This is a genomic window from Streptomyces sp. P3, assembly GCF_003032475.1.
In the GTDB taxonomy this organism is placed as follows: Bacteria; Actinomycetota; Actinomycetes; order Streptomycetales; family Streptomycetaceae; genus Streptomyces.
Genome location: NZ_CP028369.1, coordinates 3,770,078 through 3,791,325, shown reverse-complemented (window position 1 = coordinate 3,791,325; position 21,248 = coordinate 3,770,078). Strand labels below are relative to the sequence as shown.

The following is a 21,248-nucleotide window of genomic DNA, read 5'->3' as shown; positions in this document are numbered from 1 at the left end:
ACGGCGCCGCCGGGTCACCCCGCGCTGACCCTCAGCTCCTTCACCCCGTTGATCCAGGCGGACCGCAGCCTTCGTGGGTCGCCCACCAGCTTCATGCCGGGCATGGCGTCGGCGATGGCGTTGAAGATGAGGTTGATCTCGAGGACGGCGAGTGACTTGCCGAGGCAGAAGTGCGGTCCGCCCCCGCCGAACCCGAGATGCGGATTGGGGTCGCGGGTGACGTCGAAGGAGTCCGGGTTCTCGAACACCTCGGGGTCGCGGTTGGCGGAGGCGTAGAAGATGCCGACCCGGTCCCCCTTCCTGATCGGCTTGCCGCCGAGCTCGGTGTCCTGGGTGGCGGTCCGCTGGAAGGCGACGACGGGGGTGGCCCACCGCACGATCTCCTCGGCGGCGGTGTCGGGCCGTTCGCGCTTGTAGAGCTCCCACTGCTCGGGGTGGGTGAGGAAGGCGTGCATCCCGTGGGTGGTGGCGTTGCGGGTCGTCTCGTTTCCGGCCACCGCGAGCATGAGGACGAAGAACCCGAACTCGTCGGAGTTGAGGTTGCCCTCGTTCTCGGCGGCCACCAGCGTGGAGACGATGTCGTTCGCCGGGCACTGTTTGCGTTCCGCGGCCATGCCCATCGCGTACGCGATCACCTCGGCGGCCGACTGCTGGCCGACCTCGGCGGTGATGGCGTACTCGGGGTCGTCGTACGCGATCATCTTGTTGGACCACTCGAAGATCTTCGCGCGGTCGTCCTGGGGTATGCCGATCAGCTCGGCGATGGCCTGCAGCGGCAGCTCCGAGGCGACGGAGGTGACGAAGTCGAAGGAACCGCCACCCTGTTCAAGCGCCCGCTCGACGATGTCGACGGCCCGCGCCCGCAACCGCTCCTCGAGGCCCCGGATGGCCCGCGGAGTGAACCCCCGCTGCACGATCTGGCGCACGCGGGTGTGTTCGGGCGGGTCCATGTTCAGCAGGATGAACCGCTGGGCGTCGATCGAGGCGCGCTCGATGTGCTCGTTGAACCGGATGATCGCGGTGTTGAGGTAGGAGGAGAAGAGCTCGGGGTGCGTGGACACGTATTTCACGTCCGCGTGCCGGGTCACCGCCCAGTACCCCTCGTCCTGGAAGCCGGCGACATTGCCCGACTGAGGGATCCAGCGGACCGGTTCGGCCTGCCGCAATGCGGCGAACTCGGGCAGGGGCACGTGGTGTTGCAGCAGGTCGGGGTCGGTGAAGTCGAACCCGTCGGGAAGCGCTGGACAGTGCATCGGCGGCTCCAGCCATCTGACGACGCCGGCTACGTCGGCATCCGCAGAATCTGACGTGTCATCAGAAACAGATTGCCGAGAAGGTAGTTCAGGAGCCTTGAGGCTGCAAGACCCTTGCGGTGACGCACATCACGTCAGCAGACTGCACAGAGCAGAACTAGAACACGTACTAGTTCCGAAGGGATCCGCACCCATGGCCGCCGAACCCGTGATCGTGGAAGCAGTCCGCACCCCCATCGGCAAGCGCGGCGGCGCGCTAGCCAACCTGCACCCCGCCTATCTCCTGGGCGAGACGTACCGCGAACTCCTCGGCCGCACCGGCATCCCCGCCGACGCCGTGGAACAGATCGTCGGCGGCACGGTGACCCACGCCGGCGAACAGTCCATGAACCCCGCCCGCACCGCCTGGCTGACGATGGGCCTCCCCTACGAGACGGCGGCGACGACGGTCGACTGCCAGTGTGGCTCATCGCAGCAGGCCTCGCACATGACGGCGAACATGATCGCGGCGGGCGTGATCGACGTCGGCATCAGCTGCGGCGTCGAGGCGATGAGCCGTGTCCCGCTCGGCTCGGGCTCGAAGCACGGCCCGGGAAAACCGTTCCCGGACGAGTGGAACGTCGACCTCCCCAACCAGTTCGAGGCGGCGGAACGCATAGCGCGCCACCGCGGCCTGACGCGTACGGACGTGGACGAGCTGGGCGTCCTCTCCCAGACCCGGGCGGCGACGGCCTGGTCGGAGGAACGCTTCAAGCGCGAGACCTTCTCCGTGCAGGTCCCCACCACGGAGGACGAACAGGCGGCGGGCCAGGGCATGTGGCGCCTGGTCGACCGCGACGAGGGCCTGCGCGACACCTCGCTGGACGCTCTGGCGGGCCTCAAGCCCGTGATGCCGACGGCGATCCACACGGCCGGCAACTCGTCGCAGATCAGCGACGGCGCGGCGGCGATCATGTGGGCGTCGAAACGGATGGCACGCGCCCTGAAGCTCAAGCCGAGGGCGCGGATCGTCGCCCAGGCCCTGGTGGGCGCGAACCCCCACTTCCACCTGGACGGCCCGATCGACGCGACGAGGGCCGTCCTCGGCAAGGCGGGCATGACCCTGAAGGACATCGACCTGGTCGAGATCAACGAGGCGTTCGCGTCGGTGGTGCTGAGCTGGACGAAGGTCTTCGACGCCGACCTGTCCAAGGTCAACGTCAACGGCGGCGCGATCGCCCTCGGCCACCCGGTCGGCGCGACGGGCGCCCGCCTGATCACCACGGCCCTGCACGAACTGGAGCGCACGGACAAGGAGTTCGCCCTGATCACCATGTGCGCAGGCGGCGCCCTGGCAACAGGCACGATCATCCAACGGCTGTAACCCACCCCAGAAACACCGAGAACCCGGCGGGCTCAGCCGCGAGGATCGGGCCCGCCGGATTCTTCATGCCGACCGAGTAGGACAGCTCTCCTTGAAGGCGCGGCTGTAGAGGACGTGTTCGGCGGCTGCCTGGTGCCTGGCTTCGCACAGCCGTCGAGCGGCGTGCGCGCGGTCCACTTCGGCCTGCTCGCGCGTCCTGGTCCTGCGGAACACGGTGAGCCGCACGACGCGACGGTCGGGTGAACGTGCCGGGAACTCAGCTGTGCTGTGCTTCACCGAGGGCGTCGGCTTGACGTTTCAATAGCTGCTGGTCCAGCTTCGGAAGGAACGCGCGTTTCTTCGCGTCAGAGAGTTGGCTACCGAAACTGCTGTCCGTTACGACAGTGATGGTCGCTTCTCCTGAGCGGACAGTTGTGACCAGGGAATACGTCTCTGACTTGAACCCGCCGATATTCAAAGCCCAGTGCATCCGGAAGCTCACCGAGGCGTCACCCACCGATACCTGGTCCTTGACTCGTTCGACGCCTGCATTCACGCGGTCGCCGTCGCGGTCCAGCAAGGACAGCGACGGACATGCGTCGAGCGCCGTGTCCAAGGAGGCAAGGTACGCGCCAGCGCCTCGGGAGCGATAGCTGGTGAAGGTAAGCCTCTCGGTCGACGGAGCAAACCCCGGGGCGGATATGTTGACCCAGGCACTGGCCACTGAGTCGGCAAAGACGCCAGACCTGGCGTCCTCAAGCAGTTGGCATGCCGCAGGCCGCACGCTGTGATCGGACTTCTCGCCGCCGGTTTTCGTCTCAGGAGTGCTGATGACGCTGTAGCCCGGCAGAGCGCCTTCTTCGGGAAGCGCCGCCGCCAACTCCGCAGCGGTGAGGGGCCGCCCCACCGTCGCCGACGGCCTCGGCGACAGGGCAGGAGTCGACGACGCGGACTCGTCAGCCGTGTCGTCCCCTCCTGAAGCGCAGCCGCCGACAAGAGTGAGCACAGCACCGACGGCAGCGGCAATGCGGGAGCGACTGCCCCGGTTGGACGACATGACACTCCCCGCGCTCGAACAGCGAATCGCACGGAGTGTAGTCGGTGATCGTCTGCGTCTGTGCCGGTGAACCTTCGCGGTCACAGCACCAGTGACCGCCGTGCTCCTCGAGATGCACGACGAGTGGATCGCCTTTCCCCGCCGCTACCCACCCGAAGGCAACATGGATCAGATCTACCCCACCCAGCCGGTGAAAGCGCCCCCGCACTCCCCAACACCACCGAGATTGATCGCCTGCACCATGTCAGGGGACACGACCGCACGATCACTCCCTGGTACTCCACCCGACTGGAATTCGCGTCGAAAAAAGCGGACAAGTTCGAGCACAGGCACTGTCTGACGGCGGCCCGTTGGCCGAAAGTGCGCTGAGTGGGCTGCGGGCGTCGGCGGCGGGTTCTACTCAGTGCCGGTGTTAGCCTCAGCCCTTTGTGTCGGGGCTCCTTGTGTCGGGGTGGGGGGTGTCGTCCGAGTAGGTGCCTCGCGCCTGTGCCGCCAACCCGTCGACGAAGGACCGCCGTTGATCTCCATACCGGGAGCCGGTCGCGATCGGCTGCCCTCGCTCACGGGGCTGCGTTTCTGGGCGGCTCTGCTCGTCGTGCTCTACCACCTGTCCCGGCAGGCGGGGAAGGTGCCGGGGGTGAGCGACGCCGTCTGGTACGGGCGCAGCGGCGTCACGTTCTTCTTCGTGCTGTCGGGTGTCGTCCTCGCCTGGACGTACGACGGCGCGAACGTGCCCGCCCGGGTCTTCTTCTGGCGGCGCTTCGCCCGGATCTGGCCGCTGCTCGTGGTAGGCGTCGCGGCGTCCGTGGCCGCGTACCTGTACATGGACCGCGCCGTGTCGGCCAAGGCCGTGGTCGCGAACCTGCTGCTGGTGCACGCGTGGTTCCCGCAGCGGGTCATCAACGCGGGCGGCAACCCGGCGGCCTGGTCACTCAGCGACGAGGCCTTCTTCTACCTGGCCTTCCCCGTTCTGCTGACCCTCCTCGCGGGCCGGCGTGCCCGGGTGTGGGTCTGGACCGCGGTCGGCGTCACCTGCGCGGCCCTCGTGCTGTGGCCGGTCCTGTCCGGTCTGCCGCCCGCCACCCGGAGCTGGGCGCTCGACTACCTGCCGCTGACCCGTTTCCTGCAGTTCGTGCTGGGCGTGGTGGCCGGGCTGGCGCTCAAGCGCGGCTGGCGGCCTCCCGTGTCGCTGCCGGTGGCCGCCGGACTCGTCGTCGCCTGGCACCTCGTCCTGCTCCCCTGGTCGAGGGCGGTGCCGGACGCCCTCTGGTACAGCCCCTACTCCGCCTCCCAGTTGCTCTCCGCGCCCGTCTTCGCGGTCCTGATCTGCGCCGCCGCCCGTGCCGACCTGGACGGCCGGCGCACGGGGCTGGGCGGGACCTGGATGATCAGGCTCGGGCACTGGTCGTTCGCCTGGTACCTCCTCCACGAGATCGTGCTCCGCCTGGCCGTCTTCCGCTGGGGCAAGCCCGCTCCCGGCGGCGACACGCTCGTGTTCTGGGCCGGTGTCCTGGTCACCAGCCTGGCCCTGGCCGCCGTGGCCTACCACTGCGTCGAGCACCCCGCGGAACGCCGGCTTCGGCGTCTCGTGGGGGGCCGGCCCTCCGCACCCGCCCGCCCGTCCTCGGACGTGGCGGGGACCGCCGCCCGCTGAGCGACGTCAGCGGGCAGTCCGCCGCGTCCGCCAGAACCGCCGGACCCGGACGAACGTCGTCCAGCAGGCCGCAAGGAGGCTGCCCACGGCGACGAGGGAGAAGAGGACGAGCGCCGGGTTGACCCAGACCGGGACCAGGTCGTAGGACGCGTTGCACTTGTCGTGCAGGGGGAAGAACCGGCTCGGCTCGCGCCAGTGTTCGCTGCGGTAGGCGTCGTCGTAGGTCTGTCCCCGCAGGGCACACGTCTCTCCCACGTCCAGGCCGCCGGAGAAGATTCCGCACAGCCAGACGAAGAACGTCACGGCGCCGGACAGTGCCGAGAGCAGGAACCACAGGACAGGGTGATGGCGGCCGAGTCGCGCACCGACGGCAGCGGCGGTGGCAGGGATGCGGTCGGGGACACCTGCGGCGCACCCGGCGGTCTCGCCGTCGCTCATACCGCCGCCCCCTCGAACTCCCCCCGCCCTCCCCGCACTCACCCGGGCGAGGGTACAGGGGTGGGCGGCGTCCGGCGGGCGGCGGTCCCGGCGGGCGTCCGGGCTCCGTCCGAAGTCGGCGCCCTCTCCAACTCAGCTCTGTAGCATGCCGTTTCACACGGACCAGGGGAGGGACCGGGAATGCTCGGCGAGGCGTTGACCGCGGCTGCGGCCGGTGGGGGGATGGCCGTGGTGCAGGCGGCCGGATCGGACAGCTGGGCCTGGTTCCGGGCCCGGTGTGCCCGGCTCGTCGGGCGGGGGGACGGCGACGCCGAACGCGAGGCGCTCGAGCGGCTCGACCGGACCGCAGCCGTCCTGGACGCCGCCGACGAGAGGGAACGGGCACGCGTGCGGGCGGTGCACGCCGTGCTGTGGCAGGGCGAGTTCGCGTCGCTGCTCGAAGCGCTCGGCGAGGCGGAACGCGAACGGCTCCTCGATCAACTCGCCCGGCTCACCGCGGATGTCACGGCGACCGACGACATTTCACGCGGCGTCGTCACCGGGAACACCTTCCACGGGCCCACCGCCGTGCAGACCGGCGATCACAACCGGCAGGAGAACCACTTCGGGCCGGGGAGATGACCGAACCCGACGGCAGTGGTCCCGAGGTCTCCGGCAACGTCTTCCACGGGCCCGCCGCCCTCCAGGCAGGCGACCACAACGTCCAGGTCGTCCATCATCACGCCGTCCTCACCGCCGGGGACGTCCTCGACACCGCCGCCGACGAACTCGCTCGTGTGGTCGGCGCGCAGTGGCAGGAGGAGGCCGCGCTGCGGCGGTTGACGGATCCCGCGCCGCTGCCCGTGCGGTGGCGGGTGAGTGAGCGCAAGGCCGCGGGACGGGTCGTGGCGGCCACCGGAGAGGGGGCGGCCCGGGCGCGGTTCGGTCCCCTGCCCGGCATCGGGCCGACCACCCGCGCCGGGGTCCGCGCCGGCGGCGGGCTCGCCGAACTGCACGCCGTCTACGGCGGCCTGGCCTCGGGACGGCTGCTGCTCGTCGGGCCGCCCGCCGCCGGCAAGTCCGCCACCGCCGTCCTTCTGCTGCTGGACGCCCTCGCGCACCGGGCGGCGCGGCCCTCGGCCGCCGACCGCGCCCGCGTCCCCGTGCCCGTTCTGCTGTCCCTCGACGGATGGGACCCCGCCGAGGAGAGCGCCACCGACTGGGCCGCGGACCGGCTCAGCCGTCAGTACACCCTCTTCCACGGGCGGGGCGGCCGCGCCCGCGCCCGGCGGCTCCTCGAACAGGGACGGGTCGCCCTCTTCCTGGACGGTCTCGACGAGGTCACCGGCAGACTGCGCGGGGCCATGGTCAGCGCGCTGGAGACAGCGCCCTTCCGGCTGGTGCTGGTGTCCCGGGCGAAGGAGGCGGTGCTCACCGCGAAAAAGGCGCGGCTGGGCGGCGCGCTCGCGCTGGAGATCCAGCCCGTGCGGCCGGCCGACGCCGCCGAGTACCTGCTCGACCGGCTGCCCGCCGCGCCCTCGCCCGCCTGGCGGGCGCTCACCGGGCGGCTCCTGTCGGAGACCGGCCCCGGTCCCGCCTCTGCGGGCCCCCTCGCCGACCCGCTCGCCGCCGCGCTCTCCGGGCCGCTCGCCATCGCCCTGCTGCGTGACGTGTACGGCGACGACGACCCCGTCGACGAACTCCTCGACACCGCCCGCTTCCCCACCGCTCGCGCCGTGGAGAACCATCTCCTCGACCATGCGGTGGCCGCTGCCTACACACGGCGTCCCGGGCACCCACGTCCCCGCTACTCCGCCAGGACCGCCGAGCGCACGCTCCGCCACATCGCCGCCCGCCTCACCGCGGAGGGCACGCGCGATCTGCGCTGGTGGCATGTCCCCGGCTGGACGGGCCGGCGGCCCCGGACGATCGCCGTGTGGATCGTCGCCGCGGTGGTGTGCGGCACGCCCGGCGCGATCATGGCCTGGAGCCTCAGCCCGACCCTCCTGACGGCCGTCGTCGTCCCTCTCGGGGCGATCGCCGGCGGGCACGAGATCGCCCGGCGTCTCGCCCGGTTCAGCGTCCCGCAGCCGCTGTCGAGCGCGGGATGGCGCGACATCTTCACCCGGAGGACGGTCGGCTCCGGCATCACACAATGGCTGTTCGTGGGCACCCTGCTCTGCCTTGTCATACCCGTCGTACCGCTGATCGACGACACTCCGCCGTGGTGGCTGTGGTATCTGGTCACGCTGCCGCTCGGCTTCAGCGAGGTGCTGGTCACCGGCCGCGGATACGAGATCGTCTCCGGCGCCCCGTTCCTCTCCCTGGGAACGGGCCGTCACTACGATCCGGTGCGCGAGCACTACTCTCGGCCCTCGGTGCTCGACACCCGGTCGGTGGGACCGCGCGACGTGTGGCGCCACCACCTCGGGCTGCGCCTGTTCCTGGGGCTGCTCACCGGCCTCGCCCTCGCGCTGTACGTCGGCCCGATCGTGGCCTGGTCCCAGTCCCCCCTGCTGGGGGTGATGTTCGGGGTGACGGCCCTGGTGTGGACCGGCGCCACCTCGGGCCTCGCCGGCAACCTCGCCGTCGCCACCGCCCTGACGGCCGTGCAGCTCCACTACGAGGAGGGCACTCCGCTACGACTGGTGCACTTCCTGGAGGACGCCCGCCGCCGCAACCTGCTGCGGGCGACGGGCCCCGTCTACCAGTTCCGCCACGCCCGTCTCCAGGAACGGCTGGCCCGAGGGGAGCGGGACACGGCGGGGTGATCACCTCGGCGCCGGGTCCTTCCGGGACACCCGCACCGGCTCGGCCGCCCTCCTCCCCCTCGCCGCCGCCTCCGCCTCGACCTCCGACCCGACTTCGGCCTCCGACCCGACTTCGGCCTCCGCCGCCGAGCCCGTCATCGCCGTCCTCGCCGTCGCCGCCGCCGTCGCCGCCGTGGCGGCCTGCGCCCGGGGGCCCATCAGGAGGTAGGACAGGGCGAAGCCGGCCAGCACCACCGTGGCGCCGCCGGCCGCGTCCAGCACCCAGTGGTTGCCGGTGGTCACGATGGACGAGACGGTGAGGAGCGGGTGCAGCAGGCCGAGGGCCTTCACCCACCGTCTCCGGGCGACGATCGCGATGACCAGCCCGCACCACAGGGACCAGCCGAAGTGCAGGGACGGCATCGCCGCGTACTGGTTGGTGAGCGCGGTGAGGGTGCCGTAGTCCGGCTTGGAGAAGTCCTGGACGCCGTGCACCGTGTCGATGACGCCCAGGCCGGGCATCAGGCGGGGCGGGGCCAGCGGGTAGAGCCAGAAGCCGACGAGGGCCAGCAGGGTCGCGAAGCCGAGGGACGCGCGGGCCCAGCGGTAGTCGGCCGGGCGGCGCACGTACAGCACCGCGAGGAGGGTCAGCGGGACGACGAAGTGGAAGGACGTGTAGTAGAAGTCGAAGAAGTCCCGCAGCCAACCGACGCCGGTCACCCAGTGGTTGACCGCGCGCTCCACGTCGAGGTGCAGGAACCGCTCGATGTCGAGGATCTGCTGTCCGTGCGTCTCCGCGCGCGCCCGCCCGCCGGAGTTCGTGCCGCCGGTCGCCGCCAGCCGGACCCGCTGGTAGGCCGCGTAGGTGACACGGATCAGCAGCAGCTCCAACAGCAGGTTGGGGCGGGTCAGGACGCGTTCGAGGAACGGCAGCAGCGGCACGCGCCCCAAGCGCGCGGGAACCGGCGGGGTCTGCTCCGCCGGAATCGGCGTCCGGTAGCGAGGGGACGTCCGCGACAGGAACGGGACGACCGTGGCGGCGGCGACCGCGGCCAGCAGCACCGCGTTGTCGCGCAGCGGGAACAGGGCGGCCATGTGCGGCAGCAGCATGGCCCCGGGGAGCGTCATCACCACGATGACCGCCACCGGCCAGACATAGCGGTCGGCGGCGCGCCGGCCGACCCGGCCGACCACCGCCGGCAGCACCCACAGCAGTTGGTGCTGCCAGGTGGTGGGCGAGACGGCGATCGCCGCGCAGCCCGTCACGGCGACCGCGAGGAGCAGCTGGCCGTCGCGTGCGTAGCGGACCGCCCGGCGCACGCCGAGGACCGCGACCGCCGCGCCGAGCGACAGGAACAGACCGATCTCCAGCGGCCCGGCGAGGCCGAGGCGCAGCAGGGCGCCGTGCAGGGACTGGTTGGCGAGGGCGTCCGCCTCGCCGCCGAGGCCGGCGCCCGCCATGTGGTGCACCCAGTAGATGTACGAGTCGCGCGGCATGGCCGCCCAGGTGAGCAGCGTGAGGCCGGCGAAGGCGGCCCCGGAGGCGGCCGCGGCGCGGCGGCGGCCGGTGAACCAGAGCAGGGCGGCGAAGAGCAGGACCGCGGGCTGCAGGGCGGCGGCCACGCCGATGAGGACGCCGGCGGTCCGCCAGTCCCGGGCGACGAAGCAGCCGAGGGCGACGAGCAGGACCGTGATGATGCCGGTCTGGCCGAGCCAGAACGCGTTGCGCACGGGCAGCGACAGCATGAGCAGGCTGGTCGCGACGGGGGCGGCGAGCAGCGACGTCCGTCTGCCGAGCGGCCGGGGCAGGTTGCGGGCGGCGATCACCCCGAGGGCGGCGACCAGCAGCAGCGTGCCGAAGGTCCAGCCCCACCCGAGGGCCTGTTCGGCCGCCCGGGTGAGGGGTTTGAGCACCAGCCCGCCGAACGGGGTGCCGGTGAAGCGTGCGGAGTCGTAGAGCGAGCCGTTGACGTGCAGCACGCCGTCGGGTCCGACCCAGGTCCCGAGGTCCGTCAGCCGTTCCCCGCGCGGGGTGCCGAGGACGGCGGCCACCTGGCGTACGGCGAGGAGGGCCGCCACCAGCCAGAGGCCGAGGCGGGCCGCGCGCAGCCGCGCCCCGGCCGGGTCGGTGCTGCCGGCCCCTGGGAGGAAGGGTTCCGCCGTCCGCCCGCTGTGTTCCGCATTCGCCACGCTCTGTGGCCTCCCGCCCGTTCGTCCACGCGCGTCGCGCGGATCGTCCGGCGCCTCTCATGAGGCGCACGTCTCCCCCCGCACGGAGACGCCGGCCCCCCGTTCCACCTGACGTCTTCTCTCCTTTTGTCCGGTAGAGGATAGTGCGTCCCCCGGACGCGGCGCTTCCGCGAGGGGCGGTATCCGGATCACCGCGCGGACGGAACGGGCTCCCGCGCCGTACCTTCGTGGCACCCCGCGCGCGGCGGGGAGTACGGAGAGTGGCGGAGTGATACGAGGTGGGGTGCGTTCACGGCGGCGCGTCCGGCTCAGGTACCTCCGCCACGTCACGCGGGCCGTCCCCCGGGCAGCCCCTTCGACAGTTCTCCGCTCCTCCTGCTCCGAACGGGTGAATTCCAGCCGTACGGAGCCCTATGGAGCGGGCGGACGGGCGTCGTCCGCGGCGGGCGTCGTTGACATGGCTTGTTAGCATGCCTAACCATTTGTCAGCGACATGCCGCCCGACATGTCAGGCACACGAGAGGCTGAGCGCATGAGCGAGTCGCAGGTCTGGGACGCCGTCGACGCCTACTTCACCGGCCGTCTCGCCCCGGACGACGAGGTGATGGCGGCCGCGCTGCGGGACAGCGAGGCCGCCGGGCTGCCGCACATCAGCGTGACGGCGAACCAGGGCAAGCTGCTGCAGCTCCTCGCCGAGGTGCAGGGGGCCCGGCAGATCCTGGAGATCGGCACGCTGGGCGGCTACAGCACGATCTGGCTGGCCCGCGCGCTGCCCGCCGACGGCCGGCTGATCTCCCTGGAGTACGACCCCCGGCACGCGGAGGTCGCCGTCCGCAACATCGCCCGCGCGGGCCTCGACAAGGTGGTCGAGGTGCGGGTCGGCGCGGCGCTGGAGTCGCTGCCGCGGCTGGCGGACGAGAACCCGCCCCCCTTCGACCTGGTCTTCATCGACGCCGACAAGGGCAACAACGTGCACTATCTGGAGTGGGCGCTGAGGCTCACCAGCGCGGGCAGTCTGATCGTCGTCGACAACGTCGTCCGCGGCGGCCGGGTCGCCGACGCGCACAGCGACGCGGAGGACGTGCGCGGCAGCCGCGGCGCGGTCGAGCTGATCGGCTCGCATCCGCGGCTGAGCGGCACGGCGATCCAGACGGTTGGAGCGAAGGGCTACGACGGTTTCGCGCTGGCGCGCGTCCTCGCGTAGCCCCTCCGCCGCCGCTGGAGCGAAGGGCTACGACGGTTTCGCGCTGGCGCGCGTCCTCGCGTAGCCCCTCCGCCGCCGCCCCACGACAGCGCGTGTCGAGCTCCGGCACCGCCTGGCGGACGACGAGACACCGTACGGGCGGGCGGCGGAGCGGGCGGGCGGGCGGAGGGCGGCCCGGCGGAGGGCTCAGGCCTCGTGGTAGAAGCCCACGTTGACGCTGCGCGGCCCGGTGCGGTCGAGGACGACGATCTCACCGGCACCGCCGCGGGCGAGCGGCACGGTCCCCCCGTAGGCGAGCGGCTGGGTGTGCTGACCGACGAGGAGCCGCACCTCGGAGGAGGGCTCGTCCTGCGAGCCGCGCAGCCACGACACCTGCCAGGTGCCGTCGGGACCGCACAGGAACTCCAGGTGCACACGGGAGACGAACAGCCAGTCGTCGGGGGTCGCCAGCCGGCACACGGACCTGTCCCGGCCCACCCTCAGCACGGCGCCCGGGTCGCTCGGCGAGTCGGCCATCAGCATGCCGGCCGTGGCGCCCTCTTCCGTCCCGGAGACGGTGGCCATGGTCAGTTCGAGCACGTGCGCTCCCCTTGAGATGTCTGCGGCATGCCTGTCGGCGTCCTGTGTCCTAAGTGTGCGGGTACAGCCGCCGCATGATAAATCGCCCGGGCCCACGGCGTCCGGCACAATGGACGCATGACCGAGCGAAAGCCACCGGGTGTGCCGTTCGAGTCTTGGGTCGACAAGCAGATCCGCGACGCCCAGCGGCGCGGCGAGTTCGACCGACTGCCGGGCGCGGGAAAGCCGTTGCCCGCCGTCACCGACACGTCGTACGACGAACTGTGGTGGATCAAGCGGAAGATGGCCCGCGAGGGGCTCTCCGTGCTGCCGCCGACCCTCGCACTGCGCAAGGAGGCGGAGGACGCCCTCGCGGCGGCCTACGCGGCTCCGTCGGAACGCCTCGTCCGGAAGATCATCACGGACGTCAACGTGAAACTGCGCGACATGATGTTCAAGCCGCCGCCCGGCCCCCCGCTGGGCATGAAACCGTACGACGCCGAAGCGGTCGTACAGGAGTGGCGGGAGCGTCGGGCGGCGGCCGGGGACGTGCCGCGGGAGCCGCGGGACTGAGCGGCGGCGGCGGTGTCAGGGAGCGGTCAGAGGTGCAGCAGCCGCTCGGTGAGCTCGCGGTAGTCCCGCAGGGCGAGCCGCAGTTGCTCGGTGTCGACGGCCGTGGCGGCCGCCGGCCCACGGTCCTTGCTGCCGTGCGCTTTTCCGCCGTCCTCCTGCTGCCATGAGCCGCGCAGGGTACGGCGGCGGCGGTCCACCGCCTCGGTGAGGCGCCCGGCGAGCTCCTCCAGCACCTCGTCGGCCTCCACCACGGCGTCCCGGGGACCGTCGACGAACCCGACGACGGCGTGCCGCAGACGGGTGGCCATCCGGTCGCACTCCTCGTCCGGGAGCAGGGACGACGCGCCGCGGGCGTCGTGACGACCGGCCGCGTCGACCACGTCGCGGGTCGCGGCCGCCGTACTGCCGCCGGCGCCTGTACGACTGCTGACGGTACCGCCAACGCCTGTACGGCCGGTGCCGGCACCGTCGGCGCCCGTGCCTGTAGCACCGGCGTCCGTACCGGGGGCGATTCCCGTTCCGTCCGCGCCGTTCGCGGATGTACCGGGCTCGGGGCGGAGCGGCTTCGGCTTCACGGCCGCCGCACCCGCCGCCGCGCCGGGCGCACGGTCGGCCCCGGCCGAGCCGGTGGCGCCGGTCCGGTCGGCAGTGCCGGTCGGGTCGACGGTACCGGTCCGATCGGCGGCACCGGCGATGGTGTCGGGCGCTGTCGTGAGGGGGGCGTCGGGAGCGGGGGTTGTGGCCGCCTGACCGCGGTCCTCCGGGCCGGTGCCCTTGTTCGGTGTCATGTCCGGCATGGCGGTCAGCCTTCCTTCGCGTGGCGGTGGAAGCCCCACGGCAGCTGGTGGCCGGAGCGCTCCCCGGTGGTCGCGGGCCGGGCCGCGCGGTCGTGGCCGGGGTCGCGGCCGGCCGGGCCGACGAGGTCGTCGAAGAGGGCGCGGGCCTCGACCATGGCGGCCCGCATGTCCTCGGTGCCGGGTGCGTGCCCGCCGTCGGCCCCCGGGACGTCGGCCGAGCCCGGGTGCCGCGTGCCGTCGCCGCCTGCGGAGAAGCGGGCGACTCGGTGGACCCGGCGGTAGCCGTCGACGCGGTGCGCGCGGTGGACGGAGATCGCGGCGAGCTGCTCCTCGTACTGGCCTCCGTCCGGGAAGCCCCGGGCGCCGGCGACTTCCGCGATCAGCCGGTCCGCTTCGGCGACCGCTTCGCGGGGCGAGTCGACGAACCGCTCCTGGGCGGCCGTCCAACGAGCCTCGAAGCGCTCGCGTTCGGCGGCCTCCAGCGGACGCGCGCGCAGCCCGCCGTGCCGCTCCACGCGAGCGTCGAGCTCCCGCTCCGCGGCCTTGACGTCTCCGTCGTGCCGGGCAACCGCCCGGTCGTACTCGGGCCCGAAGCGGTGCTTCAGGCTGCGTCCGCCGTGCGAGCCGCGGGCCCGCACGGCCAGGACGGCCGCGACGGCGACTACGGCCGCCACGACCACGATCAGAGCGATGATCACTCCTGTGGACATGCCTTGCCTTCCGGTGTGTCGGCCCCACGGGCCGGTTCCTGACTCGGGTTGCCCGGACGGCCTCTCCCAAACGACGCGGACCGGGGAGCCGGCCCCGGAACAGCCCCCGCGCCGCCCCCGGAACGGGCTCCGCACGGCCCCGGAACGGGCTCGGCGCGAGCGTCCACGGCCTTCGGAACGGACCCCCGGCGGCCGGGCGAATTCGCTTGCGGGGCGGCCGGGCCGTCTCCCGACAATGTCCGCATGACGACCCCGACCCCCGGCCCGACCCCGACCCGGACCCCGGCTCCGGCTCCGGCTCCGACGCCGTGGACCATCGCCCCCGTGCCCTTCGACTCCCCCGACGCCGTGGCGCTCTGGCGGGCGTACTACACCGAAGTCAGCGACCGCTACTACCTGTTGCACGAGGGGCGCCGTACCGGACTCGAGGAGCTCGACCGGGAGATCGCCGCTCGCTCCGGTGCCGAACTCTCCCCGCCCACCGGGCGGTTGCTGGTGGGCCGGTACGAAGGCGAACCGGCGGGCACCGCGGGCGTACGGATGCTGGACGCGTCGACCGCCGAGCTCACCCGGGTCTTCGTGCGGGAGGGGGTGCGCGGCAGGGGCGGCGCTCCGCTGCTCGTACGGGCCGCTGAGGACGCCGCCCGCGCTCTCGGCGCGAACCGGATGGTGCTCGACACCCGCGGCGACCTGGTCGAGGCCCGCGCTCTGTACGCCCGGCTGGGGTACGCCGAGACCGAGCCGTACAACGCCAACCTCTACGCCGACCACTGGTTCGAGAAATCTCTCTCCCCGCAGCTCAGTTGAGCCGGTTCACCGGGCGACCGTCGTGCGGCTGCTCCCGGTCCGAGCCGCACAGCTCGCCGGTCAGCTCCCTGACCAGCTGGACGAGGTCGGTGGGCCGGTCCGGTCCCCACCAGTCGCCGAGCAGTTCGGCCAGCGACTCCTCACGGGCCGCGGCGAGCCGTTCGGCGGTCACTCGGCCCTCGTCGGTCAGCACCATGTCCAGGCCCTGGCGGACGACGAGACCCCGTCCCTCGATCTGCCGGGCCGCCTCGATGACCACGGGCAGTGGGACGGAGCTGCGCTCGGCCACCAGCGACGGTTCGACGCTGCCGTACCGCTTGATGCGCAGCAGCAGCCAGCTCGCGGCGGGGACGAGGTCGTAGCCGGCGCGGGCGGTGATCGTCCGGTAGATCTCACGGCGGCCCTCGCGGGTGCCGAGGACGGACAGCGCCCGGCACACCTCGTCGTACGAGGAGCGTTCCACCGGGTTGCTGGCGAGGGTCTCGGTGACGTCGGGTGCGGTGACCGAGGCGCGCAGCGGGTCCTCCCGCAGGAACCACGCCAGGACGAAGCCGACCACGGCGACGGGCGCGGCGTACAGGAAGACGTCGGTGATCGCGGAGGCGTACGCGTCCAGGACGCTCGGACGCAGGTCGGACGGCAGGCCCTCGATGCCGCGCGGGTCGGACTCGAGCGCGTCGGCCGAGACTCCGGGCGGGAGCCGGACGCCCGCGAAGGCGTCGGCGAGCTTGTCGCCGAGGCGGGCCGCGAAGACCGTGCCGAAGATCGCGACGCCGAAGGAGGCGCCGATCGAGCGGAAGAAGGTGGCGCCGGAGGTGGCGACGCCGAGGTCCTCGTAGGGGACCGCGTTCTGCACGATCAGCACCAGCACCTGCATGACCAGGCCGAGGCCGAGGCCGAAGACGAAGAAGCAGACGCTCATCTCGAAGGTGGAGCTGTGCTCGTCGAGCCGGTGCAGGAGGAGCAGACCGAGCGCCGTGACGGCGGTGCCCGCGACCGGGAACACCTTCCAGCGGCCGGTGCGGCTGACGACCTGGCCGGACCCGGTGGAGGAGAGCAGCATGCCGACCACCATCGGCAGCATGTGCACGCCGGACATGGTCGGCGAGACGCCGTGCACCACCTGCAGGAAGGTCGGCAGGTAGGTCATCGCGCCGAACATCGCGAAGCCGACGATGAAGCTGATCACGGCGGAGAGGGTGAAGGTGCGGACGCGGAACAGCTTGAGCGGCAGCACCGGTTCGGCCGCCCGCCGCTCCACGGCCACGAACGCCACCGCCAGCAGGGCCCCCAGCAGCGCCAGCGCGACGATCTGCGGCGAGCCCCAGTCCCAGGTGGTGCCGCCGAGCGAGGCCACCAGCACCAGACAGGTGGCGACGGAGGCGATCAGGAAGGTGCCCGGATAGTCGATGACGTGTTTCGTCGACCTGTGCGGGATGCGCAGCACGGCCGCGATGACGGCGAGGGCCACGACGCCGACGGGCAGGTTGACGTAGAACACCCAGCGCCAGCTGAGGTGTTCGGTGAACAGGCCGCCCAGCAGCGGCCCGAGGACGCTCGTGGCGCCGAACACCGCGCCGAACAGGCCCTGGTAGCGCCCTCGGTCGCGCGGCGGCACGATGTCGCCCACGATCGCCATGGACAACACCATCAACCCGCCGCCGCCCAGGCCCTGGAGCGCACGGAAGGCGATCAACTGCGGCATGTTTTGCGCCATTCCGCACAGCGCCGAACCGATCAGGAAGAGGACGATCGCCGCCTCGAACAGTCGCTTGCGCCCGTACTGGTCACCGAGTTTGCCCCACAGCGGGGTCGCGGCCGTCGACGCCAGCAGATATGCCGTGACCACCCAGGACAGATGTTCCATACCACCGAGGTCACTGACGATCGTCGGCAGGGCGGTCGACACGATCGTCTGGTCGAGGGCGGCGAGGAGCATGCCGAGCAGCAGGGCGCCGATCGAGACGAGCACGTTTCCGGACACGTGTTCCTGACGCGGATCCGCCGTACGGCTGTGCGCGTCCAACGCCATGGATGCCTCCTGAGGCTCGGTGACCCTTTCCATCGTGATCGGTGTGACCCGTTATGGCCTCTTGAGTCCTCCCGACTCCTAACGGAATTTGACGTTCCGGGGGCCGTGGACGACCGATTGTGTGGAGGATCTGCATAATCTCTGGAGTTTGAAAGGGGAGGGCCGAACACGTGATCGATCCGACGGGGCGGCAGAGGCGACCGGGACGGTCGGGACTGCCCTGCCCGGAGTGCGGAGCGCTCCGCGCGCCCGACAACACCCCGTCCTGCGCCTGCGCCCGGCGGGCCTCCGACGCCCTGCGTGACACGCGGACGGCGGAGGCGGCCGCCGCGGAGGACTTCGATCCGTTGCGCATACGTCCATACGTGGAACTCGACGAGGCAGAACCTGACGGGGTGAACGGGCGGGGCGTGAACGGGCGGGGCACGACCGGCGCGAGCGACGTTCCCGGTGCGGCCGACGTGACGATGCCGATGGCGGCGGTTCCGGCCGACGCGACGATGCCCCTGCGCCGCGTGGAACCGGCAGGGCCGCCGCCGGACGCCACGGCGGCGCTGCCCACACCGCTCACCCCCGCGGGCTCCGAGCCCAGCACGACCGATCTACGACTGTTCGAAACGGCGTACGCCGGTGCGGCCCATTCCGACGACGAGGAAGCGCGCCCCCGTCCGCGCCGCCGCCGGCTCCTGCTGGTCGCGACGACCGGCGCCGTCGTCGCCGTGGTGACGGCGGCCGGGTTCGCCGCCGGGCTGTTCTCCTACGAGAAGCCGACCCGCGAGAGCGCCGCCCCCGAAGACGTGCGGGCCGCCGTGCCCGCCCCGAGTGTCAGCGCGGCCTCCGCGTCACCGTCGGCGAGCCGCTCCGCGTCCCCGTCCGCCTCCGAGGCCCCGCCGCCGCCCCCCGAGAGCGAGCGCCCGTCGCCGTCCGCGACACCGGAGAGCGCCTCGCCGTCCGCGTCCCCGTCGACCGGGGCGAGCCCGGCGACTCCGAGCGCCGACGCCTCCCGCGCCCCGGGCCCCGACAAGGCGGCCGACGCGGCCCAGAACGGCTCCGTCGGCGTCGTCTCCCTGCGGCGCGGCGACCAGGGCGCCGAGGTGACCGAACTGCAACTGCGGCTGAAGGCGTTGTTCTTCTACGACGGCGAGGCCGACGGCTCCTTCGGCGGCGAGGTCGAGGACGCCCTGCGCAACTACCAGTGGTCCCGGGGGACGACGGAGGACGGACCGGGCGTGTACGGCCCGGTGACCCGGGCCCGCCTGGAATCGGAGACGAAGGAGCCGTAGCCGCCCTCGGAACCGGAGGACGACCAGGGCGCGGGCCCAGGACGGCTCAGCCGACCCGGATCCGTACCGCCGCCTCCTCCGCGCCCCCCGCGGCCTCCACCCGCACCTCGCGGAGATCACGCACGACCGCGTCCGGCCCGTGTGCCGCCGCTCGCGCCCCCACGCCGACGACCCGCATCCCGGCGGCCCGCCCCGCGGCGACGCCCGCACCGGAGTCCTCGAAGACGACGCACTGCGCCGGGTCGACCCCAAGCTCCGCCGCACCCTTCAGGAAGCCCTCGGGGTCCGGCTTGCTCGCGCCCACCGATTCCGCGGTCACGCGCACCTCGGGGAGTTCCAGCCCCGCCGCGGCCATCCGGGCCGTCGACAGCGGAACGTCCGCCGAGGTGACCAGCGCGTGCCGGACACCGCGCAGGGAGGCGAGGAACTCGGGTGCGCCGGGCACCGGGACGACGCCGTCGAGGTCGGCGGTCTCCGCCGCCAGCATCCGCGCGTTGTCCTCGAGGTTCAGCCGCATGGGCCGGCCGGGCAGCAGCAAAGCCATCGAGGCATGCCCCTGCCGACCGTGGACGACCTTCATGACCTCGTCGCCGTCGAGTCCGTGCGCGTCGGCCCAGCGCCGCCAGATCCGCTCCACGACGGCGTCGGAGTTCACGAGGGTGCCGTCCATGTCGAGCAGGAGGGCGTGGGCGGTGAGGACCGGCATCAGTGACTCCCGTACGTCATCAGTGACTCTCGGACGGCTCTCGTACCTCGCGTCGGCGGCTCTCGCACCAAAGACAAGGCGGCCCCGCCCGCCGGTCAGGGAAAACGAGCGGGAGCCACTTTGTTCCCCTACGGTACAAAACAATGGCCCCCCGGCGCCACCCCGCCCGGCGCCCCGGATCCGCACGGCGCCCGGCACCCTGCGTCGCCCGGCACCCCTCGTCGCGCCTCAGCCGGTGATCGCCTCCCAGAGACTCCACACGCCCAGCAGCAGCATCAGCAGGGCCGCGATGCGGGTGATCAGCTTCAGCGGCACCCGCTTCATCAGGGCCTTTCCACCGACGATGCCGAGCCCGGCCACCGCCCACAGCGCCAGCACCGCGCCCAGGCCCACGGAGAGCGGGTCGTCGTAACGGGCGGCCAGGTTGGCCGTCATGATCTGGGTGAGGTCGCCGAACTCGGCGACGAGGATCAGCATGAAGCCCGCACCGGCGACCTTCCAGAAGGACTGGCCCTGCGGCCGCCGGACCTCCTCGTCGCCCTCGTCCTTCTTCAGCAGCAGCACGGCCGCGCCGCCGAGGAAGAGGACGCCGGTCAGCGCGTGCACGATCTGCTGTGGCAGCAGGGTGAGCACGCTGCCCGCCGCGACGGCGAGCGTGACGTGCAGGGCGAAGGCGGCGGCGATGCCGGCGAAGACGTACGAGGCGCGGTAGCGGGTGCCGAGGACGAGCCCGGCCAGGGCGGTCTTGTCCGGCAGCTCCGCCAGGAAGACGACGCCGAAGACGAGCGCCGTCACGGTAATGCTGATCAAGGTTCCTCTATCGGTCGGGGCCGCCCCGCCGAGAGTGCTGCAGTCCTTGCGAAGATCCTCACGAAGACGCCTCGGCACGGCAGCACACGTCATCCGTGCCGTGCGGCACGGATGGGCACTGCTTGCCGAAGGTCTCGCCGGCGGGCCCCGTCATCACGGACTCGCCTCCGGGCGCCGGCTCAGACGAGCTGAGCAGTATGTCGACGGTCCCGGCGAAGAGCTACTCCCCTTCTGCGCCGTCCAGTGTACGAGATCGTTCCGCCGTAGACCTTGTCGTGTCATGCACTCGTCACTAGCTTCTCATCGAACGCACATCTCCCCGCAACGCGGCGGCGCGAGCATTCCCATGCCCGCACCGCAACACCCCGCCTCCCCAACGGAGTTCGCATGTCGAAGTTCTACGCGCGTGGACGGCTGAGCGCAACAGCCGTCCTCACCGCCCTCATAGCCTCGGTCGGGCTGTTCCAGTCCCCGACCGCCTCCGCCGCCCTCCCCACCCCGGTCTCCGCCGCCACCGCCCGCACCTACCTCGCCTCACTCACCGTGAAGGCCGAGAACCGCACCGGCTACGACCGCGACCTGTTCCCCACCTGGATCACCATCAGCGGCACCTGCAACACCCGTGAGTACATCCTCAAGCGGGACGGCACGAACGTCGTCACCAACTCCGCCTGCACCGCCACCAGCGGCAGCTGGTACAGCCCCTACGACGGCGCCACCTGGACCGCCGCCTCCGACCTCGACATCGACCACCTGGTCCCGCTCGCCGAAGCCTGGGACTCCGGGGCGAGCGCCTGGACCACCGCCCGGCGCCAGTCCTTCGCCAACGACGTGACCCGCCCGCAGCTCATCGCCGTCACGGACAACGTGAACCAGTCCAAGAGCGACCAGGACCCGGCCGAGTGGATGCCGTCGGTCACCTCGTACCGCTGCACCTACGTGCGCGCCTGGGTGCAGGTGAAGTACTACTACGGCCTCTCGGTGGACTCCGCCGAGAAGAGCGCGCTGACGAGCTATCTCGCCGCCTGCTGACCGGTCCGCGGCCGCCCGGCACTCCCCGCGGACCCTCGCCGTTCCGTACCGTACGGTGCGACGGAGGAGGGCG

20 protein-coding genes are annotated in these 21,248 nt (G+C 72.0%); 9 read left to right on the top strand and 11 right to left on the bottom strand.

What is annotated here, in order from left to right; translation table 11 throughout:
• Window positions 1-14: 14 nt before the first annotated feature.
• The gene (locus tag C6376_RS16970) at window positions 15-1,253 is read right to left on the bottom strand and encodes a cytochrome P450 (protein WP_107444189.1); all 1,239 of its coding nucleotides are present in this window, start codon (window positions 1,251-1,253) and stop codon (window positions 15-17) included.
• A gap of 193 nt (window positions 1,254-1,446) precedes the next feature.
• Here C6376_RS16970 and C6376_RS16965 point away from each other — a divergent pair, with 193 nt between their 5' ends.
• Window positions 1,447-2,616, top strand: coding sequence for a steroid 3-ketoacyl-CoA thiolase (locus C6376_RS16965; protein ID WP_107444188.1), 1,170 nt, complete (start codon window positions 1,447-1,449; stop codon window positions 2,614-2,616).
• 63 nt (window positions 2,617-2,679) lie between these two features.
• Here the strand turns inward: C6376_RS16965 and C6376_RS16960 are convergent, their stop codons facing one another.
• Both C6376_RS16960 and C6376_RS16955 read right to left on the bottom strand, forming a co-directional pair.
• Window positions 2,680-2,841, bottom strand: coding sequence for a hypothetical protein (locus tag C6376_RS16960; protein ID WP_319594058.1), 162 nt, complete (start codon window positions 2,839-2,841; stop codon window positions 2,680-2,682).
• A 31-nt stretch (window positions 2,842-2,872) separates the two neighbouring features.
• A complete protein-coding gene (locus tag C6376_RS16955) occupies window positions 2,873-3,652 on the bottom strand; it encodes a hypothetical protein (protein WP_107444187.1) in 780 nt (259 codons plus the stop codon).
• A gap of 517 nt (window positions 3,653-4,169) precedes the next feature.
• On the opposite strand from C6376_RS16955, the gene C6376_RS16950 reads away from it, so the two are divergent.
• On the top strand, window positions 4,170-5,306 hold the full coding sequence (locus C6376_RS16950) for an acyltransferase (protein ID WP_107444186.1): 1,137 nt from the start codon (window positions 4,170-4,172) through the stop codon (window positions 5,304-5,306).
• 6 nt (window positions 5,307-5,312) lie between these two features.
• On the opposite strand, the gene C6376_RS16945 is transcribed toward C6376_RS16950, so the two are convergent.
• Window positions 5,313-5,744 (bottom strand): hypothetical protein, encoded by a 432-nt coding sequence (locus C6376_RS16945; RefSeq protein WP_107444185.1) that lies wholly within the window; start codon window positions 5,742-5,744, stop codon window positions 5,313-5,315.
• A 222-nt stretch (window positions 5,745-5,966) separates the two neighbouring features.
• Between C6376_RS16945 and C6376_RS16940 the strand changes: the two genes are divergently transcribed.
• Window positions 5,967-6,365: a hypothetical protein gene (locus C6376_RS16940; RefSeq protein ID WP_159083213.1), complete on the top strand. Its 399-nt coding sequence runs from the start codon at window positions 5,967-5,969 to the stop codon at window positions 6,363-6,365.
• Entirely contained in the window at window positions 6,362-8,494 is a 2,133-nt protein-coding gene (locus tag C6376_RS16935) for a hypothetical protein (RefSeq protein ID WP_107444183.1), read from the top strand. Before C6376_RS16940 ends, C6376_RS16935 begins: the two co-directional genes overlap by 4 nt.
• On the opposite strand, the gene C6376_RS16930 is transcribed toward C6376_RS16935, so the two are convergent.
• Window positions 8,495-10,663, bottom strand: a complete 2,169-nt coding sequence (locus C6376_RS16930) for a bifunctional glycosyltransferase 87/phosphatase PAP2 family protein (RefSeq protein WP_107444182.1) — start codon at window positions 10,661-10,663, stop codon at window positions 8,495-8,497.
• Window positions 10,664-11,195: 532 nt separating this feature from the next.
• Here C6376_RS16930 and C6376_RS16925 point away from each other — a divergent pair.
• On the top strand, window positions 11,196-11,867 hold the full coding sequence (locus C6376_RS16925; RefSeq protein WP_107444181.1) for an O-methyltransferase: 672 nt from the start codon (window positions 11,196-11,198) through the stop codon (window positions 11,865-11,867).
• 186 nt (window positions 11,868-12,053) lie between these two features.
• Here the strand turns inward: C6376_RS16925 and C6376_RS16920 are convergent, their stop codons facing one another.
• Entirely contained in the window at window positions 12,054-12,446 is a 393-nt protein-coding gene (locus C6376_RS16920) for an FHA domain-containing protein (RefSeq protein WP_107444180.1), read from the bottom strand.
• Window positions 12,447-12,563: 117 nt separating this feature from the next.
• Here C6376_RS16920 and C6376_RS16915 point away from each other — a divergent pair, with 117 nt between their 5' ends.
• A complete protein-coding gene (locus C6376_RS16915; protein ID WP_107444179.1) occupies window positions 12,564-12,998 on the top strand; it encodes a DUF1992 domain-containing protein in 435 nt (144 codons plus the stop codon).
• Window positions 12,999-13,024: 26 nt separating this feature from the next.
• Here C6376_RS16915 and C6376_RS16910 read toward each other — a convergent pair whose 3' ends face one another.
• Window positions 13,025-13,795: a hypothetical protein gene (locus C6376_RS16910; protein WP_367881047.1), complete on the bottom strand. Its 771-nt coding sequence runs from the start codon at window positions 13,793-13,795 to the stop codon at window positions 13,025-13,027.
• 5 nt (window positions 13,796-13,800) lie between these two features.
• A complete protein-coding gene (locus C6376_RS16905; protein ID WP_107444178.1) occupies window positions 13,801-14,505 on the bottom strand; it encodes a hypothetical protein in 705 nt (234 codons plus the stop codon).
• A 243-nt stretch (window positions 14,506-14,748) separates the two neighbouring features.
• On the opposite strand from C6376_RS16905, the gene C6376_RS16900 reads away from it, so the two are divergent.
• Window positions 14,749-15,312 (top strand): GNAT family N-acetyltransferase, encoded by a 564-nt coding sequence (locus C6376_RS16900; RefSeq protein WP_107444177.1) that lies wholly within the window; start codon window positions 14,749-14,751, stop codon window positions 15,310-15,312.
• On the opposite strand, the gene C6376_RS16895 is transcribed toward C6376_RS16900, so the two are convergent.
• Window positions 15,305-17,344 carry an MFS transporter gene (locus C6376_RS16895; protein WP_107444176.1) on the bottom strand — a complete coding sequence of 680 codons (2,040 nt, stop codon included), beginning with the start codon at window positions 17,342-17,344 and terminating at the stop codon, window positions 15,305-15,307. The genes C6376_RS16900 and C6376_RS16895 overlap by 8 nt on opposite strands.
• A 170-nt stretch (window positions 17,345-17,514) precedes the next feature.
• On the opposite strand from C6376_RS16895, the gene C6376_RS16890 reads away from it, so the two are divergent.
• Entirely contained in the window at window positions 17,515-18,627 is a 1,113-nt protein-coding gene (locus tag C6376_RS16890) for a peptidoglycan-binding protein (RefSeq protein ID WP_254075967.1), read from the top strand.
• A gap of 46 nt (window positions 18,628-18,673) precedes the next feature.
• Here C6376_RS16890 and C6376_RS16885 read toward each other — a convergent pair whose 3' ends face one another.
• The gene (locus C6376_RS16885) at window positions 18,674-19,333 is read right to left on the bottom strand and encodes an HAD-IA family hydrolase (protein ID WP_107444175.1); all 660 of its coding nucleotides are present in this window, start codon (window positions 19,331-19,333) and stop codon (window positions 18,674-18,676) included.
• A 228-nt stretch (window positions 19,334-19,561) separates the two neighbouring features.
• The gene (locus tag C6376_RS16880; RefSeq protein WP_107444174.1) at window positions 19,562-20,143 is read right to left on the bottom strand and encodes a TMEM165/GDT1 family protein; all 582 of its coding nucleotides are present in this window, start codon (window positions 20,141-20,143) and stop codon (window positions 19,562-19,564) included.
• Window positions 20,144-20,530: 387 nt separating this feature from the next.
• Here C6376_RS16880 and C6376_RS16875 point away from each other — a divergent pair, with 387 nt between their 5' ends.
• The gene (locus C6376_RS16875) at window positions 20,531-21,175 is read left to right on the top strand and encodes an HNH endonuclease family protein (RefSeq protein ID WP_107444173.1); all 645 of its coding nucleotides are present in this window, start codon (window positions 20,531-20,533) and stop codon (window positions 21,173-21,175) included.
• The last annotated feature ends 73 nt before the right edge of the window (window positions 21,176-21,248 follow it).

Bases quoted from the DNA above. Each gene is read 5' to 3' on its own strand.
- C6376_RS16875 (WP_107444173.1), top strand. From the start codon at position 20,531: ATGTCGAAGTTCTACGCGCGTGGACGGCTGAGCGCAACAGCCGTCCTC.
- C6376_RS16885 (WP_107444175.1), bottom strand. From the start codon at position 19,333: ATGCCGGTCCTCACCGCCCACGCCCTCCTGCTCGACATGGACGGCACC.
- C6376_RS16965 (WP_107444188.1), top strand. From the start codon at position 1,447: ATGGCCGCCGAACCCGTGATCGTGGAAGCAGTCCGCACCCCCATCGGC.
- C6376_RS16915 (WP_107444179.1), top strand. From the start codon at position 12,564: ATGACCGAGCGAAAGCCACCGGGTGTGCCGTTCGAGTCTTGGGTCGAC.
- C6376_RS16955 (WP_107444187.1), bottom strand. From the start codon at position 3,652: ATGTCGTCCAACCGGGGCAGTCGCTCCCGCATTGCCGCTGCCGTCGGT.
- C6376_RS16970 (WP_107444189.1), bottom strand. From the start codon at position 1,253: ATGCACTGTCCAGCGCTTCCCGACGGGTTCGACTTCACCGACCCCGAC.
- C6376_RS16935 (WP_107444183.1), top strand. From the start codon at position 6,362: ATGACCGAACCCGACGGCAGTGGTCCCGAGGTCTCCGGCAACGTCTTC.
- C6376_RS16925 (WP_107444181.1), top strand. From the start codon at position 11,196: ATGAGCGAGTCGCAGGTCTGGGACGCCGTCGACGCCTACTTCACCGGC.
- C6376_RS16910 (WP_367881047.1), bottom strand. From the start codon at position 13,795: ATGCCGGACATGACACCGAACAAGGGCACCGGCCCGGAGGACCGCGGT.
- C6376_RS16895 (WP_107444176.1), bottom strand. From the start codon at position 17,344: ATGGCGTTGGACGCGCACAGCCGTACGGCGGATCCGCGTCAGGAACAC.
- C6376_RS16905 (WP_107444178.1), bottom strand. From the start codon at position 14,505: ATGTCCACAGGAGTGATCATCGCTCTGATCGTGGTCGTGGCGGCCGTA.
- C6376_RS16940 (WP_159083213.1), top strand. From the start codon at position 5,967: ATGGCCGTGGTGCAGGCGGCCGGATCGGACAGCTGGGCCTGGTTCCGG.
- C6376_RS16900 (WP_107444177.1), top strand. From the start codon at position 14,749: ATGACGACCCCGACCCCCGGCCCGACCCCGACCCGGACCCCGGCTCCG.
- C6376_RS16945 (WP_107444185.1), bottom strand. From the start codon at position 5,744: ATGAGCGACGGCGAGACCGCCGGGTGCGCCGCAGGTGTCCCCGACCGC.